General features: G+C 52.3%; 12 protein-coding genes and 1 tRNA gene. 4 read left to right on the top strand and 9 right to left on the bottom strand.

All coding sequences use genetic code 11. The features are described from left to right. Window positions 1-17: 17 nt before the first annotated feature. From HRU79_10905 to HRU79_10885, 5 genes are all read right to left on the bottom strand, one after another. A complete protein-coding gene (locus tag HRU79_10905; GenBank protein ID QOJ27121.1) occupies window positions 18-1,550 on the bottom strand; it encodes an FAD-dependent oxidoreductase in 1,533 nt (510 codons plus the stop codon). 25 nt (window positions 1,551-1,575) lie between these two features. Beyond that, a complete protein-coding gene (locus tag HRU79_10900; protein QOJ27120.1) occupies window positions 1,576-3,144 on the bottom strand; it encodes a DUF1501 domain-containing protein in 1,569 nt (522 codons plus the stop codon). A gap of 10 nt (window positions 3,145-3,154) precedes the next feature. Continuing rightward, the gene (locus tag HRU79_10895) at window positions 3,155-4,717 is read right to left on the bottom strand and encodes a DUF1800 domain-containing protein (protein ID QOJ27119.1); all 1,563 of its coding nucleotides are present in this window, start codon (window positions 4,715-4,717) and stop codon (window positions 3,155-3,157) included. 2 nt (window positions 4,718-4,719) lie between these two features. Next, on the bottom strand, window positions 4,720-6,600 hold the full coding sequence (locus HRU79_10890) for a hypothetical protein (protein ID QOJ27118.1): 1,881 nt from the start codon (window positions 6,598-6,600) through the stop codon (window positions 4,720-4,722). 195 nt (window positions 6,601-6,795) lie between these two features. Further along, on the bottom strand, window positions 6,796-7,512 hold the full coding sequence (locus tag HRU79_10885) for a LysE family transporter (protein ID QOJ27117.1): 717 nt from the start codon (window positions 7,510-7,512) through the stop codon (window positions 6,796-6,798). 113 nt (window positions 7,513-7,625) lie between these two features. Here HRU79_10885 and HRU79_10880 point away from each other — a divergent pair, with 113 nt between their 5' ends. Beyond that, complete coding sequence (locus HRU79_10880; GenBank protein ID QOJ27116.1) at window positions 7,626-9,023, top strand: amino acid permease; 1,398 nt, start codon at window positions 7,626-7,628, stop codon at window positions 9,021-9,023. 6 nt (window positions 9,024-9,029) lie between these two features. Here the strand turns inward: HRU79_10880 and HRU79_10875 are convergent, their stop codons facing one another. Next, entirely contained in the window at window positions 9,030-9,737 is a 708-nt protein-coding gene (locus HRU79_10875; GenBank protein ID QOJ27115.1) for a hypothetical protein, read from the bottom strand. Between the two features lie 17 nt (window positions 9,738-9,754). Between HRU79_10875 and HRU79_10870 the strand changes: the two genes are divergently transcribed. The 3 genes from HRU79_10870 (at window position 9,755) to HRU79_10860 (ending at window position 13,826) form a co-directional block, all read left to right on the top strand. After that, window positions 9,755-11,737, top strand: a complete 1,983-nt coding sequence (locus HRU79_10870) for an OmpA family protein (protein QOJ27114.1) — start codon at window positions 9,755-9,757, stop codon at window positions 11,735-11,737. Between the two features lie 87 nt (window positions 11,738-11,824). Further along, on the top strand, window positions 11,825-13,732 hold the full coding sequence (locus tag HRU79_10865; protein QOJ27113.1) for a 1-deoxy-D-xylulose-5-phosphate synthase: 1,908 nt from the start codon (window positions 11,825-11,827) through the stop codon (window positions 13,730-13,732). Between the two features lie 20 nt (window positions 13,733-13,752). Further along, window positions 13,753-13,826: transfer RNA gene (locus tag HRU79_10860), tRNA-Lys, on the top strand. Window positions 13,827-13,920: 94 nt separating this feature from the next. Here HRU79_10860 and tsaD read toward each other — a convergent pair. From tsaD to rplS, 3 genes are all read right to left on the bottom strand, one after another. Next, on the bottom strand, window positions 13,921-14,985 hold the full coding sequence (gene tsaD / locus HRU79_10855; protein ID QOJ27112.1) for a tRNA (adenosine(37)-N6)-threonylcarbamoyltransferase complex transferase subunit TsaD: 1,065 nt from the start codon (window positions 14,983-14,985) through the stop codon (window positions 13,921-13,923). Beyond that, on the bottom strand, window positions 14,975-16,243 hold the full coding sequence (locus HRU79_10850) for a CinA family nicotinamide mononucleotide deamidase-related protein (GenBank protein ID QOJ27111.1): 1,269 nt from the start codon (window positions 16,241-16,243) through the stop codon (window positions 14,975-14,977). The genes tsaD and HRU79_10850 overlap by 11 nt, the downstream gene beginning before the upstream one ends. Before the next feature lie 148 nt (window positions 16,244-16,391). Beyond that, window positions 16,392-16,775: a 50S ribosomal protein L19 gene (rplS, locus tag HRU79_10845; protein QOJ27110.1), complete on the bottom strand. Its 384-nt coding sequence runs from the start codon at window positions 16,773-16,775 to the stop codon at window positions 16,392-16,394. Between the last annotated feature and the right edge of the window lie 105 nt (window positions 16,776-16,880).

The following is a 16,880-nucleotide window of genomic DNA, read 5'->3' as shown; positions in this document are numbered from 1 at the left end:
GCATCCCGCGGTCCGAACTACGGTTGTAACAGTTCCACAATTTTCATGGCGGCCATATAGCCGTGCGAAATTGCATTCTCGATTGCCGGCGCTGCATCGTTATCTGCTGAAGCAAAGTGAATATTGCCTACACTACGCCGGGCTGCCTGAACAATTCCGCTGTGCGATCCAGGAAAGGGTATAACCATTCCATGCCCCCAACCCCAACTATACACCTCGATAACCGAATTGCGTTTTTCCCGAGGATATGCAGCCAGAAAACGGTCCACGATATCAGCGGTACGGCGCGCAAACAACTCCGGATCCTGTAAAGAACTACGGGCAAACCGGTCAACCGGCACGTAGAGCGAAGAAATGTGCTTATTGAACTGACTACCGGGAACGCTTGCAGGGTTTACAACATCAGTTTCAAATTCGCTGCTAAGATTCCAAGTGTCGTACAGATCCGGCTCCATAAAGGGTTCGGAACTAACAACGTGGATCGTGATGTACGGTGCGTACGACAGTTGACTGCAGGCTTTCGCCTGATGCGGATCTAATTCAGGGATAAGATGCGGTACCTGGAATTTGGGAGTGGCTACAACAACCTGATCACAGATATATCTAACAACCTCACCGCTGCTATCAATACAATCAACATCTACAGTCTTTCCGCTGTTGGCAACACGGACCGCTACATGGGAGGTTGTAACATTAGGCAACGACGCAGCAAGTGCCTCGGCAAAAACCGACGTTCCGCCGGGGAACGTGTGACGCAGCAGTCCAAACGAATCACCAAATTCACCACTATAAAAATTTATCAAGTTGTAAACGTTCACCCGCTCCAGCATTGCACCCATTGATGAACGACTATACGAGTTGAGAATGGTGAGCAGCGTACGTGAACCAAATGACTTTACCCAGTCGTACGCAGGAATGTCTAATGCCACTAACTCGTTTGTGATTTCATCGGGTAGCGGATAATCCGGGAATCCCACTCTGAGATTAAGCAGATGGTCTCTAAAACGCTTCATCCCGTCACGGTCGGCAGAATCGGTAATGACTCTATCCAGCGTGGCATCTGTCCAGATATCACGAACAACTTCACCGGTGCCAAAATTATACCCGTCAGCCGGACAGTGAACTGAGTGAACACCGGCACGATCAAGCAGGCGCTGCATGTTTTCGTTCAGGTCAGTAAAATACACGCTTCCGAGTGGCGCCTTGAAACCACCCATCGGAGCACTGACGGCCGCACCACCGGGTCTGAATTCACTCTCGAGCTGCGTGGTTTCAATCCCGTGGTCGTTTAAAAATGCAGCGGCACTCAGACCGGCAATACCCGTTCCGATTACGGCAACAGGCGTCCGCACAGTCCGAACCGGCTTTGACACCGGTGCCCCATCACGCAGGTATGCGTGAGGGATCCCAAACTTGGGTGTATCGTAAACCGTGCGTGATGATTCGAGCAGCTTTAGATCAGCAGGCTTTGTACAGCCGTTTAGCACAACCGAGTAGGCTGCGCCAGACGACAATAAAACTAATTTAATAAAGTGCCTTCTTGAGTTCACGCACATCCCTTAATGGGATGTCCGCTTACCGCACAAACGTAATTGGCACGTGATGGGGCACCCCGTTTATAATAACATTGCAAATGTACACACCATTGCTTTGTATAGAATGAACCGGGATGCGAACAACGCCCGTATCAACTCGGGTTTTCGTAATGTGCTGCACAAACCGTCCGTCAGCACCATATAACTCAACCGTTACCGTTGCGGGATTCTGTTGTTGCCATTCCAGTGTAGTTGCGTTGGTAGCGGGATTGGGTGTGACCTTGATTTCGGACGCACCCGGGCGGCGCAGGTAATCGCGAACGCTGGTTGACCGCTGAAGGACGCCGAGCGGAAGGATTTTTTCTTCAAGGACGGCTTCGGTATCCTCGGGTGTGCCACCAAACCAGTTTTCAATGATGTCGGCATACACTCTTCTAAAGTCCCACTGATACCTGAGGTCGCCATTTGAGTTCAGGTCCTTCAGATTCGGGCTGTTGCCGTACATACCGGCGCGAACCTTGTTGCCCCAAACGAACTGAATTGACGAAGCACCGTGATCGGTACCCCACGAGCCATTCTCATAAGGACGTCTGCCAAACTCACTAACGGTGGCTCCTACTACTCTATCGGCAAATCCCTGTTCCAGGGCATCCTGCATAAACTGTCCGATACCGGTACTGAGCGACTCCAGCAGGAACGGGTGTAGTCCCGTGTAGTCTTCCTTTTGCTGGTTCACGTGGGTATCAAAGCCACCCATATACACCATGAACACCTTTGACCGTAGTCCACCGGAGATGAGCCGTGCCACTAACTGCATTTGCCGTACGAATCCATTGTTAGCATACTCCAGTGTGTTTTTTCCTTTGTCGAACGCTTCTTTTACGACCGTGGCATAGCGGTCGCACTGCTCAGCAACCAGGCGCACGAAGTTAAACTCCCTGCCGTAGCGGGTATCTTCGGGCATTGGTGTAAGATCTGGTGAAAGCCCCTTTCCCAATTCAAAGAAAGCATCCGGATCGGTTAACGCAATCCCGATATCTCCTTTGTGACTTTGCAGAAGCATAGACAGTGTTCCACCAATCTGGACGGCAATCGGATGATCGGGCAGGACTTCAGGGAAGCCCTGGATGGCTCTAGACCAGTACCGGCCCAGCCATCCTTCTACCAGACGCTTGTCGGGATCGCTGCTGTTAAATCCACTCAGCCAGATATCGGTACTGCGGAAGTGTGACAGGTTAGGGTTTTCGTAGCCAATGCCCTGCACAACTGCCAAACGTCCGTCCTCCATCATGGTGCGCAAGTTGTACGTTCCGGCGGGATCGAGAGCCGGGTGGAAGTACAGGCGTGACAGTACCTTGACTGCCGTATCCGCCGGTACGCTCAGGTTGGGGCGGATGTTGTAGTACTCAGGATCCTCAGCCGGAATAATGGTGTTCAGACCGTCGTTCCCGCCAAAGAGTTGAATGATGATCAGTATCCTATCATCATCTTCCTCGGCAAGGGTTTCCATCATCCGTAATGGATTATAACCTTTAACCGGAATTCCGCTGATAAGTTGTGCGCCAACCGAGGCGGCCGCTGTTGTTGTTAAAAAGGATCTGCGTTTCATATTTCCCTCTCTAGCTTAATTGAAAGTCGGGAGCGTGCGAAATCGTGGTTAGGAGGTTGCGTAATCTGGAGGCGGCTGCCGATGGCGTTGCAACGATATTGGGCCAGTCGTAATCCGGTGCGTTTTGCAGGAGCGTATTCGTGTAGTACGTTATCCTTTCAGCGGAAACGTTGACCGGCAACATGAACGCAACAATCTGCGGGATGAGTTCGTGAACATCGCTATAGTTATCAAACATTTCGATAAAGCTCATTGCCTGCTCATCGGTCATGGCTTTAATCAGCGAAGCAGCGTAGGTACGGCGTACCGGGTACGTGTTGGTGCTTATCCAGGTACGATATCCGGGCCAGCCGGCAACGTTGGGAGGGTCCATCATGACCTGATCCATTTGTGCGATCCAAGTGTGCGGTGTATCACTTTGAACGCCAAGCTGACGTTCCAGGCCGGCAACAAATTCAATGGGGGTTTTGATCTGGGCACCGCGAATAGCGGAATCAAAAAAGTGTGCGCTGGTGAAAATTGTTTTAAACAATACCCGCAGGTCAAAGTCCGAGTTCCTGAAGATTTCAGATACCTGATGAATAAACCCGGGATCGACAGACGTGGGTGAACTATAAACGAAATATTTATAAACTTTTGTTGCAATAAACTTGCTTACTGCTTCGGGTCGTGCAGAATGGATGATTTCGATTACCCTGAGAACCTCCTCCTGTCTAACTTGGAATGCTGTATTGTTGTCTGGAGTCCGTGCCGGTATCGAGATTCCCATAAACTGTTTGGCGCCGGTATCATGTGCCGCGGCATCAAACCAGGTAGTGTACTTACCGTTCGGTGCCGGTGCATCGGAGAAGAGCTGACTTCGCCATCCTGTTAGTACGCGGGCTGCTTCCTTTACATCGCCTTCGGTGTACCATCCTATTCCGGTCAGGAACAGTTCCATCTGCTCTCGGGCGTAGTTTTCGTTGGCAGTGCCAACGGTATTGAACGTACCGCCCAGGTAGTACAGCATAGCAGCATCAAGTGCTACCTCCAGTGCAAGGGTGCGCAGGCTGCCCAACCTGTTTTTGCGCAGCATCAGGTACTGACGGTACAGCATCTGCGGCACCATGTTGGTATTGTCGAATTCGTATTCCGACGTCCAGTGTCCCGACCAGAAGAGGGTTACTTTTTCAATCGCCGTAGGATCGGCCGACATCAGCTGCATCCGCCACTTCGAGAAAGTAGCCAGGTTTTTGTCCCACTGCCGCAGGATTGCAAACCGAGTCTGCAAGTCGGCCCCCTCGGGGTCTTCGGTCCAGTCATCAATCCAGGCACCCGGGGATTCGGGATCGGGTTCTGAGGCTGATCCCAGCAGCTCGTCCACAACATCGGCAGCAGTTCTTCCTACATAGAGCACCGCCTGTGCGTGGCTTGGGCCGAAGCCTACACGTCGGAGCAGATGGTAGGCATCAGCAAGGGTAAGGGGCTTGGTGTATGGTTCTGCGCCAGCCTCAAGTATCAGCGGTTCTTCGTTGCTCACGTTTTCGCGCTGCATTCCGCCAAGCATGGCGGAGAAAAAAGTTCGTCTTTCCATGGCTACCTCAGAGGTGTGGTAATAGTCAGCGACACTGTTCTGCAATAGAACCGACCTTCCGGCAACGAATTGTCGTACGGTAAGACCGATGGTCCAATGCCTTCAACCGTTTCAATTTTCAATACAGGCGAAATAGCCCGCGTGGCGCGTTCAACGCTGAGCGCCCTCTCCTTGGATAACTGCAGGTTATGATCCACCTCGCCAAGTCTGTCTGTTGACCCCACGATACGTGCCACACTCCCTTGGCGCACTGCTGCTGTGATCATTTGTTGCATCATTTGTTTGTTGGCATCAGCAATATCGGAACGATCAAAGTCAAAAACAATGAGGGAGAGGCGGCTGACCTCAAAATTATTTGTAACCTTTTCCACAGGAAAGGTGGTAGAAGCCTGCACGGTATTCGTTGTTGTGGTTACGGCGAGCGTTGCGCTCAGTGTATCGGAGCTGCCAACGATGGGACCAAGTTTGTTTGTAATCTCGTTGTCTAAATCAAACCGCACGGTTGCCGGCGGCACTCCCTGTGCATGATGCTGTGCAACAAGAGCCGTTCCGTGATAAACACTGAGCTGCCATCCGGTAACGGTTTCGGGATGTTCAATCCGAACGGTAAAATCCTGGTGAGGTTGAATTGCCACGTACTCATTAAACCGTGAGTGAATTACGGGCTGCAGAACTGAAACATCGGTTGCATCAAGTTCTACGCGTCTGTTCTCCACTAATCCGTCAGCGTACTTTTCGTTACTCGGCAGCGATGGTTTTTCGGCTGTGCGAATTGAGAATCGAGATGGAGGAATATTCCATCGCTGTCCGATATACCCGGCAACAGCGTGTGCCCGACGTAGTGCAAGATCCCTTCGTTCGCTGCTACTGCCTTCAACGCCATCGGTAGTGCCCGTTACAATCAATGTAGCTGTACTCCTTGCTAACCTGCTGCCAATAATGTCCAACATCCGATAGTAAATTGGCAGAGTTTCTTTTGGCAGTGCCGCTTCATTCATGGTTGAGGGGGCTGCTGCATGCCGGTATTTGTCCGGCAGCACTGCCTGCGCAGAATCAAAAAAGATATACGGTAGCAGCGGGAATGTTTGGGTTACCACTGTTTCCTGAATCCGAAGGGGGCTGGTGTGCACTGCCACGATGGTAGCCGGCGGAGGCGGAAGTATGGTATCCGCCACGACAGGCTCCGGTTCGGGCTCCGGTTCGGGTTCGGGCAACGGCGGCGGCGCCACTGAGACCTCCTCAGTGAACCGGTAGCGTAGGTGCAGGCCCGCAGCAAGCCAGTGCTGACGCCAGTCGGCAGTTGATGTAATTGAATTCAGTCCGTAGCGCACGATAACCTCGGGAGCAAGCTGCACCCGCTGTGAGAGATCAACAGCGAAACCCAAGCCCCCTGACACACCATAGGCAGTACTCAGCCCGGGAAACTCACCGCTGCCGGTTGTGCGCTCAGCAGTGTTGTCGGGATACAGTACTCCCTCTGGCGAAACAATCCTCTCGGTCTGAGTGTAGGTGGCATTCACGATTGGGTTGCCGGCATCGCCAGTAATCCGAAGGTACACCGGAACACTGTGGAATGGTTTCCAGCGCAGCCCCGCCTGGATAGCAAGGTAACCAAGATCAGCCCGGAAGGAATGAAGTCGGTCAAGGTGCACATAGGTGTTGGTGCGCGGATCGAGGACGGTAAAGTTATCGGTACCCGAGGTACTCAGGTGGGCTGGACGCTGACTGTAGGTAACACCAAGCAGACCTTCGAGTGTTTCATCGAACAAGGACTGCTGAACTTCCAAACCGGTCCAGTACCCCAGGTGTCTGCCGTTACTAAACACACCGCAATCGGTACTCCCCAGCAGGACAGGGATGGTTGACAAGGTTTGCGTAATCATGGCACCCCCCCGTACTCCGATCGCCAAACCCGTATAGCGGACCTCCTGCCCCGAAGCACAGCTCAGGGTGCATAGTATGGAAACAGTGATCCATAAACTTTTATACTTTTTCCACATTGAGGTCACTTGGTCCGCAGTCATTAAGGTTCCGAAAACCGTAACTCCGCAAAGAGTTACATCCGGGATTCGCAGAGGTCAGGCTGCAAAAACCAGACGCAGGAGTTCAGGCCACTTTGTTAACGCAATAATCCGAATGCCATAAAAGGTTCCAAAGCCAATCAGGGTGACCCCACTCAACTGCTGAATCCGGCGCAGAAAGGTCGGCGTCATCTTATGCCGGAGTGCTAAAACAAGCCTGACAAGCGTAAACAGCCACAAAAAGTTGCCGATGCCAAAGCCAATGCTAAAAACCACGTTGTTGGCAACTGTACTTTCAAACCAGCCAAACTTCTGAATAAACGTCGTCATTGCCGCCAAGGCCGGTATGAACGTGGGATTTGCAAGATTAGCAAGGGCAAAGCCCACACCCACGAAGAAGGGACCGTGACCTTTCAGCCACTCGGCAATCCGTGATGGTTTAGCAGTCGTACTGGGTTCAGCGTTCCGTGGTTCCCTGTCCTTCATCTGGAGTATGCCAAAGCCTATCATAACACCCACGATTACAAGCTGAATGGCCACCGGCGCCAGCGGAGAGATATGCTCGATAGCTTCCAGCCACCGGACGATTGCAGAGGTGGCAACCATGGCAAGTGCACAGTACACAATATCAAAGATTCCGGCACCAAGGGCAAGCTTCAGAGCAGGCATCCCACCCTCCCGTAGTCCGGTGCGGATAGATGCCATCCCGATGGGTCCCGGAGGAATCGCAAGGATGTATCCAACAGCCAAACCTATTATTATTGCGCCTAACATTGCCTAAACCTACGAAGGTTAGGTAAACTTGAAAAATTTTTTTGTCCCAAATGACCCCCAAAACACCCTCGAAGCCCAAATTATCGCGATCAATTGGTCTATTTACAACAACAATGCTGGTTGTTGGAAGTGTGGTTGGCAGCGGGATTTTTAAAAATCCGGCGGGAATGGCAGCCCTGGTTGAGTCACCCTTCCTTTTAATGCTGGTTTGGGTGGTAGCTGGCGTTGTTACCTGTTTTGGGGCACTGTCGATTGCCGAGGTTGCCGGACTGATACCGGCAACGGGCGGACAATACGAGTTCTTCCGGGTGATTTATGGCGATGCTGTGGCTTTTGTTTACGGCTGGTGTATGTTTTTTGTCATCCAAACAGGTTCAATTGCCAGCATTACCTACGTTTTCAGCTACTATTTCGGCTCTGTATTTCCACTGTGGACCTTCCCGGAAGCTGTGTGGCAGGCCTACCCCGTTCATCTGCCGTTCGGTACGATTTATCCGCTCCAGGAAATCGGCATTAAGGTTGTCACGGCTTCCGCCATTATCATCCTGACGGTGGTCAATATCGCAGGGATTCGTCAGGGGGGCGGGCTGCAAAACATCCTGACGGTTGCCAAAGTACTGGCAATCCTGTTCCTGGTAGCGGCGGCCTTTGTGTTTGGTCAGGGGTCGTGGACGTTGGTTACCTCCGCCAGTATTCAATCAACACCTGCAGGGGGCGCATTGCTAACAGTGCTGGTTCTTACACTGAACAAGGCGCTGTGGGCATATGATGGATGGAACACGGTAACGGCAGTTGCCGGCGAAACCCTAAACCCACAGCGTACGATACCACGGGCTCTCCTCCTTGGGTCGGTAAGTATTCTTGGCATCTATATCCTGATAAACTTGACCTATCTCTACACGCTGGGGATCGAAGGAATGAGTGTTTCGGAGAGTGTGGCTGCCGATGTTGCGCGAATAGCGCTCGGACCTTGGGGACTCACCTTTGTGGCAGTAATGGTGATGATTTCAACCCTGGGAACAAGCAACGGTACCATTTTACAGAGTGCCAGAATTTTCTATGCCATGGCTGCCGATGGACTATTCTTTAAACACCTGTCAAAAATCCATGAACATTTCCGAAGTCCGTCGTCGGCCCTGCTGTGGCAATGTGTTTGGAGCTGTGTACTGGTTTTCACCGGGACGTTCGACATGCTCACCGAAATGCTCATCTTTGTCAGTTGGGGGTTTTACGGTCTGGCGGCATTTGGCGTCTTTGTGCTTCGCCGTAGAATGCCTCATGCGCATCGTCCGTACAAAACATGGGGCTATCCTGCTGTTCCGGCATTGTTTGTACTCTTTGCTGCCGGCTTCCTTGTGTTTTCGCTGTATGCGGATTATGAGCAGTGGTATCAGGGGCAGCTCAGAGGCTCTGATCCCATTCTGAATTCTGTTTACGGCGTCTTCATCGTCATCAGTGCCCTGCCGGCATACGTTGCCTTCCGTAAAATGCGCCCAGCAGGCCAACAGTAAACAAACTTAAAATACGATGCCTACTGTCACCGTCAAATAATCGCGCGATGCTTCGCCCTCGGGTCTGCCAAGCAGGTTGGTCATGGCGTAGGTAATGTCGAGCTGCGGACGTATTCCAAGGTCAAGTTCAACCGTTACGCCTGCCTGAGCCCCGTACCGCATCACGCGCTGTTCAAGTTCAACGCCGGGTAACAGCAGATCAGCAAGGAAGCTGCCGCCGTTAACGATGGTTTTACGATAACTTACCAAGCCTTCGGCATGGATGACCGGTACAATTCCTTCGCGGATAACAAGCCATGAAATGCCTGCCGATATCGGAACGATAATGGTGCTTGAACTAAGATTGTGCGTTGTGTTGTTTGCAATTTCTACCATCGTTAATTCCTGGTTTGGGAACCGGGCAAAGCCGATACCGCCCGACAAGCTAAATGCCGGACTCATCCCAATCCTACCGTTAGCCATAATGGTGTAGCCCATGCTGGATGCACTTTCGTAGGCAATACCAAAACCAAACGTATCAAGCGTATTATACACCTGCGCAATTCCAGGTCCCGGTATGGCAGGCCCAACCCTGATTCCAACTTTCAGCTTTTCTTTTGCTGAATCCTGGCCTATACTCTTTGTCGTTACGGTAAGCATCAGCCCAATAACAACTAAGGCGTGTACGTTATGCACCATTGCCCGCACGGCAATCTCCGTAAGTTTGTGGTTCACAATAATACCCTCACATCATGATTACACGTTTTACCTGCCTCTTACTTTTTATCGGAACAGTTTGTTCACTTCAGGCCCAGACAACAGGCTCATCCGAAGCCGGGCACCTTCCAGCCAGAATCGGACCATATTTTTCGGGTTCACTGAATTTCTCGGATCATTCGATTGGGATCTGGAAAAACCTGCCATCGCTGGCACCCTACGATGCCTTCCGTGACGGCCTTATTCGGTTTACCTACGGCAGTACCAGCCTTGCATTTGCTGGCGGCGGAAGCGTTATGTTCCCACTGTCTGACAGTTGGCACATTGGCGGCAAGGCCGGTGTAAACTGGCTGAACGCCACAAGCAGCCATAACCAGTTCATTGGTTTGGACACCACAATCCGTCATAGCCTGGAGGTTTCCGAGGCACTCCTGGAATTAACGCCAACAGTTGAACTGCACGAGGTGTTCAGTTTCCCACTGTACTTTACGGCAGGTATCGAATTTGGCATACCCATCGGCAGTAGTCACACACAGTCGGTAATCCTTGATTCCGGATCGGTTCACCGCGCCCCGGAAGTAACATCGCCCACAACGTCTGTTTCATCAACAAGTGTACGAAGTGCCATCATGATTGGTGCCGGCTACAGCATTCCACTTTCGAACACGGCCTGGCTGCAACCCGAAGTATCTCTCAGGCTTCCTCTGACCAACGTATCATCGTCAGCCGATTACTCGCCTTGGAGTGTTACCCAACTCCGCTTTGGAGTAAACCTGATGTTTAGCATTGCCGGCTCTGCAACAGATGACGTTGATGACAACACCGATAAAGCCACTGCACGATTTGGTCCGGTTACCGCAATTGATGCAGGCGGACGTGAATATGATGTTCAGAACCTGTCGGTCGAAGACGTCACCTACACCGAGATGTTCCCCCTTGTGCCCTACATCTTTTATCCCGAAAATGGCACCACACCGGAAAGCTCTGCCCAAAATACCGAGTTCCGTACCGAGCGGGGTGAGTTTATTCCCGAGAAACTTGAACTCGACGCCATGGAAGTAAACAGGAACCTGCTGAACATCGTTGGATCGCGGATGCAGCAAATTCCGCACAGCACGCTTACCATTACCGGTACTGCAGACGGTGCAAAAGAAAACGGGAAAGGGGCTTTGCCCTCGCAACGCGGCCAGTGGGCAAAGGACTATTTAGTACAGGCATTTGCGATCAAGGCCGACCGAATATCGGTTGTTGGTGCTCCCAGGCCCGCAGCTCCCAGCTCGCTTACCGATCCTGAAGGTGTAGCCGAAAACCGGAGAGCAGAGCTTACCAGCAACGTGCCCGATGTGCTTGAACCGCTGATTATCACGGCCGACAACCAGAGGATTGCCACACCCAGTGTGGTTATGTTCCACCCAATCGTAGAACATGCCGACTCGGTCAGCAAGTGGATCCTGAGTATCACCCAGGCCGGACGCCCCCTCCGCGAACTTACCGGCACGGGAACGCCAAAGAGTATTACATGGCCGATTAAACCAAACGAGCTTTCAACAGCACAGGTTCCGGTTGACTATGTGTTTAGTGCCACAACATCGAACGGACAGCAGGTTGAAGCCACCGGCACTCTTGCGGTGGACTACATGAGCAGCGTTCGTAAGAAAACAGAGAATCTGCCGGACCGGACAATTGATAAGTATTCGCTGATTCTGTTTGATTTTGATAAGGCAACGCTCAACGCCGATAACCAACGCATCCTTGAAAAAATGGTGCTGCCTGCCATCAAGGCAAACAGCTCAGTGAGCATTATCGGATATACCGACAGGATCGGAACCGAAGACTACAACAAGAAACTTTCGGCTGAGCGCGCCAGCACCGTAAAGGCATTCCTGCAGTCCCGTGCCACCGACGCGCGATATACAGCAATGGGTGTTGGCGAAAGCTCCGAAATCTATCCCAACATTCTGCCTACCGGACGTCAGCTAAGCAGAACAGTTCAGATTATTATCGAAACCAAGCGATGATGATGGTACCAAAGGACCACCCTCACCGTTGATACTCCGAAACCACGATAATGGATTGATTACAGCAAGAACGATTGAGAGCACTACGTGAAGTATTTGAATTCGATTAATTCTCCGGCCGACCTGCGACAGCTTGCCCCAAGCCAGCTGCGTGACGTGGCCGACGAAGTCCGCCAGCACCTGATTGACACGATTACAAAGGTTGGCGGACACTTCGGTGCCGGCCTCGGAGCCGTAGAACTAACGGTGGCTCTGCACTATGTGTACAATACGCCAATCGACAAAATTGTCTGGGATACCGGACACCAGGCGTATCCGCATAAAATTCTGACAGGCCGACGTGACTCTCTGCATACCATCCGGCAAAAAGGAGGCATCAGCGGTTTCTTAAAACGATCCGAGAGCGAGTTCGACACGTTTGGCGCCGGCCATGCCACAACATCAATCAGCGCAGCACTGGGTATGGCAGCAGCCAGGGATGTTTTAAAAGAAAATTATAAAGTTGTTGCTGTTATCGGAGACGGTGCAATGACGGGCGGAATGGCCTACGAAGCCATGAATAACTGCGGCGTGCTTAAAAGCAACATGCTGGTGGTTCTGAACGATAACCAAATGTCGATTGCGCCCAACGTGTGGGCCTTAAGCAACTACTTTAGCGAAATATTCGCTACGCCACGCGTGCAGAACCTTCGCCAGAAAATTGTACGGTTTACGGAGGGGATGGAAAACCTGGGCGACAGGATACGACAGACCGCTCACCGGCTTGAGGGAGGCTTTAAAGCCGTCCTGACACCCGGCATGCTGTTCGAAGCCCTGGGGTTTCAGTACTTTGGTCCCGTAAACGGCCACAACATTGACCAGCTGGTAAAAATGCTCACCCATATCCGCGAAATCAATGGTCCGGTACTGTTGCACACCATAACTCAAAAAGGCAAGGGTTACGCACCAGCCGAGAAGGACAAGCAGTTCCTACATGCAATCGGCAAACTGCCCAGCCAGGCAGCAGCTCCGGCAGGAGGATCAGAAAAACCGAAACCCAAGCCCCCTACCTATCAAACGGTGTTTGGCAACGCCATGGTTGAACTGATGTCCTCCAATCCTAAAATTGTTGGCATTACCGCTGCCATGCCCGATGGGACCGGCCTTGATATTGTTCAGAAACAGTTTGCCGACAAAGTGTATGATGTTGGGATAGCCGAGGAACATGCGGTTACCTTTGCAGCAGGCATGGCCACCCAGGGCGTTACGCCCGTTGTTGCCGTGTACAGCTCGTTTCTACAACGAGCATTTGATCAGATTATGCACGACGTTGCACTGCAGCACCTGCACGTTGTGTTTGCAATGGATCGTGCAGGCGTTGTGGGCGCCGACGGACCCACGCATCACGGTGTGCTTGACCTTGGCTACATGCGTCTGATTCAGGGTATGGTTGTTATGGCACCCAAGGACGAACAGGAACTGCGTGACATGCTCTATACTGCCATCCACAGCTACACCAGCGGTCCAATCAGCATCCGCTACCCGCGTGGTGAGGGCGAGGGCGTCCCTCTCAGACCGTTTACATCGCTACCAATAGGCAAGAGCGAAATACTGCGCTCTGGTACCGATGTTGCCCTGATAGCAATTGGCAATCGCGTGTACCCCGCCCTGCAGGCGGCCGAACAGCTTGCACACAGCGGAATCGAGGCCGAAGTGATTAATGCACGATTTGCCAAACCACTCGACACTGCAATGCTGCAGGATATTGCTGGCAGGATAGGAAAAATTATTACAATCGAAGACGGACAAATGCAAGGGGGCTTTGGCAGCGCCGTTGCCGAATTCCTTTCAGAACATCATCCCGATACTGATTTACAGATACACGGTTATCCCGACGTGTTTTCGGATCATGGCACACAGCAGGAACTCTGGGCCGAATACAAACTGGATGCCGATGGCATTGAATGGGTTGTGAAGAATTTTTTAAGTGAAAAATTCGTTCGTGAACTACGATAACCGTATCTTTGTGGCTTGTTGATCCCGTAGCTCAGCAGGCTAGAGCATTTGACTTTTAATCAAAGGGTCCTGGGTTCGAGTCCCAGCGGGATCACTTTCGTAAAATGCAAACCGCGCGGTTTCGACCTTGCGGTTTTTTTTGTTCTGCTATCTGTTATCGTGCCAACGGTTGTTTCACCCCTTGGTTATCATCGTGCGGTTGGTTTTACCTCTTTCCCGGAATGCTTCATTGCCCTGGGTTCGATCCCAAAATCAACGCTTCCCTGCTCACCGTTCCGAAGGGCGTGATACGCTACAAAGCCAATCATTGCCGCATTGTCAATACAGTACTCACCGCGGGGCGCTGCATACCTAAGCCCCATGCTCTGTGCAGCCTGGGCCAGTGTTCTGCGCAACTCGCTGTTGGCGCTGACGCCTCCTGCTACCGTAATCGTATCAGCGCCGTAATCTCGTGCTGCCTGAATGGTTTTGGCAACCAGTACTTCAACAATTGCACGCTGTACGGAGGCACAGATATCCGCTGTTGATACCTCAGGATGATCAAACGGTTTACCAATGGTATGACCGAGTTTGACAAGGGTATTACGAACAGACGTCTTTAAGCCTGAAAAGGAGAAGTCAAGCGTCCCATCGGCAAGCTTGCCTCTGGGCACAGCAATGGCATTGGGATTACCCTGCTGTGCAAGGTTGTCAATCACCGGCCCTCCCGGATATCCCAGCCCCAGCATCTTTGACACTTTATCGAACGCCTCGCCGGCTGCATCGTCAACCGTTGAGCCAACCATCCGGTAGCGAAGCCAGTCTTCAACAACAAACAGCGCTGTATGCCCGCCGCTTACAACCAGGGAAATACTTGGGAACGTCAGCGATGTATCTTCGAGGTAGGCACTGTACACATGCGCCCGGATGTGATGCACCGGCACAAGCGGAACTCCTAAGCTTATTGACAATCCCTTTGCGTACTGCGTCCCCACCAACAGTGACCCGGGCAGACCGGGCCCATACGTCACGGCAATAGCATCTATCTGCTCCGCCGGAATTGCAGCTTTTTGCAGTGCGGCATCAACACAGTACGAAATCGCGCGCACGTGTTCACGCGAAGCCAGTTCGGGCACGATACCACCCCAATCATGATGCACCGTCTGCGATGCAATGATGTTGCTTAATACCGTGGTTCCCTGCACAACGGCTGCCGCAGTATCGTCGCACGACGTTTCGATGGCAAGGATAACTGGAAGGGGGCTATGGTTCATGTGTTAACGTTTGATACAATAGGGTTAATGCCGTGGCGGCAGCACGGCTACGGATCATTGACCGGTTTCCTGTAAACCGGCGAAGGGTGGTTGTGGTCCCGTGCGGACCTGCGATGCCAATCCACACGGTACCAACCGGTTTGTCGGCTGTACCGCCATCAGGGCCAGCAATACCGGTAATACCAACCCCCCAGGTTGCCCCTACAACATCACGGGCTCCCTCGGCCATCTGTGCAGCAACCTGGCTGCTAACGGCACCAACGGTGTTGAGTGTTTCCAACGTAACGGACAGCAGGTGCTGTTTTACCCTGTTGCTGTAGGCAATCACGCCTCCTTCAAACCATGCAGAACTTCCAGGCACATCTGTCAGTGCCGATCCCAGCATTCCGGCTGTACAGCTTTCGGCAACGGCAACAGTCTGACTATGCCGGCGCAGGATATCGCCAACTGCGCTCGCAAGAGTAACATCATCAGTACCCACAACATACCGTTCAGCCTGTGACCGAATGTAAGCCAGGATTTGTCCAAGTGTTTCAGTGCGGTAGCGGGCATCGGTGGCAGTAACACCAACGCGAATACGAACACCGTGAGCATGAGGCAGGAAGGCTACGGCCGCACCGCGAGCCCACACCTCCGGTTCGCCCAACAGGTCGGCAAGTGTGCTTTCCGGAATGCCGGAGGTAACCACGGTTCGGAACTCGGTAACAGCGTCGCCGCTTTCCATCATTTTGTTCTGCAGGAGCGGCACCACGTGCTCATCGGTAAGATACTGCATTTCGGATGGTACTCCGGGGAGCACGCAAACTGTGAGCGGTGTTCTGGTGCTGCGGGGTACTTCTATCACGAACCCGGGGGCTGTGCCGATGGAATCGTACCACACCTGTGCAGTAGCAGGCACCATCGCCTGGTGTTCGTTCCGTGGCGTTAGCTCACGTCCGAGTGCCACCATCATTGACCGTAGATGGTCAACCCATGTATTATCGCGTATCAGTGGAACATCTGCAAACTCTGCAACCGACGCCACGGTTTTATCATCGTGGGTGGGACCAAGGCCTCCGGTTGTGATGATCACATCGGCCAGTTCCGACAGCCGTCGGAGCTCGGCAACAATCACACCCGTATCATCGGCAACAGTGCTATGGACTGGGAAGCTAACGCCCGCACGCTGCGTACACTGCCACGCTATGGAGGCAGCGTTGGTATTCACCGTCTGCCCAATCAGGAGCTCATCGCCAATGGTTAAGATTGCGCAATTCACGTGGCAAAACTATTGATCACGGAGGTGTATTCCGTTAAATACAGTGGCGCAGGTCCAAAGCCCCTTTCAACAAAAGAAATTCCTGGCACACACCGCAGAGGTATATGCTGCAGAGCAACCGTGGTTGGAATGGAGAAGCTGACGGCTATCAGCTTAGTTTCTGGCGGATCTTCCGCTCGCTCATACCGCGCAGGTAGTACAATTTGGCACGGCGTACCGAGCCTTCTTTCACGACTTTCAGGCTCTGGATGATGGGCGAATGTATCGGGAAAATCCGTTCCACACCAACACCGTTGCTGATTTTGCGAATACGGAATGTCTCGTTCATGCCACTGCCACGCCGTGCAATAACAACGCCCTGGAAGTTCTGAATACGCTCTTTATCACCTTCAACAACGCGGACAGCCACTGTAACTGTATCGCCCGGACGGAATGAAGGAATCTCCGGCGACGACTCGCCAGCCTTTGCTTTGCGCATTTCGAAAGCTGCTTCCTGTGCAGCCAGTTCGATTTTTTTTACCTTGGGATGCATGATTTTCTTGCCTGAAATTGCTTTGTAAGGAGTTGAGAGCAACAAAGATACGGCGATTTTCCCATTTCACCAATACCTCTGTACTTTTCCCGTGAAGGGGCTTGG

It is taken from the genome of Ignavibacteria bacterium (genome assembly GCA_015709655.1).
In the GTDB taxonomy this organism is placed as follows: Bacteria; Bacteroidota; Ignavibacteria; order Kapaibacteriales; family Kapaibacteriaceae; genus OLB6.
The sequence above is the reverse complement of the archived record's forward strand: the minus strand, read 5'-3'. Positions and strand labels throughout refer to the sequence as shown.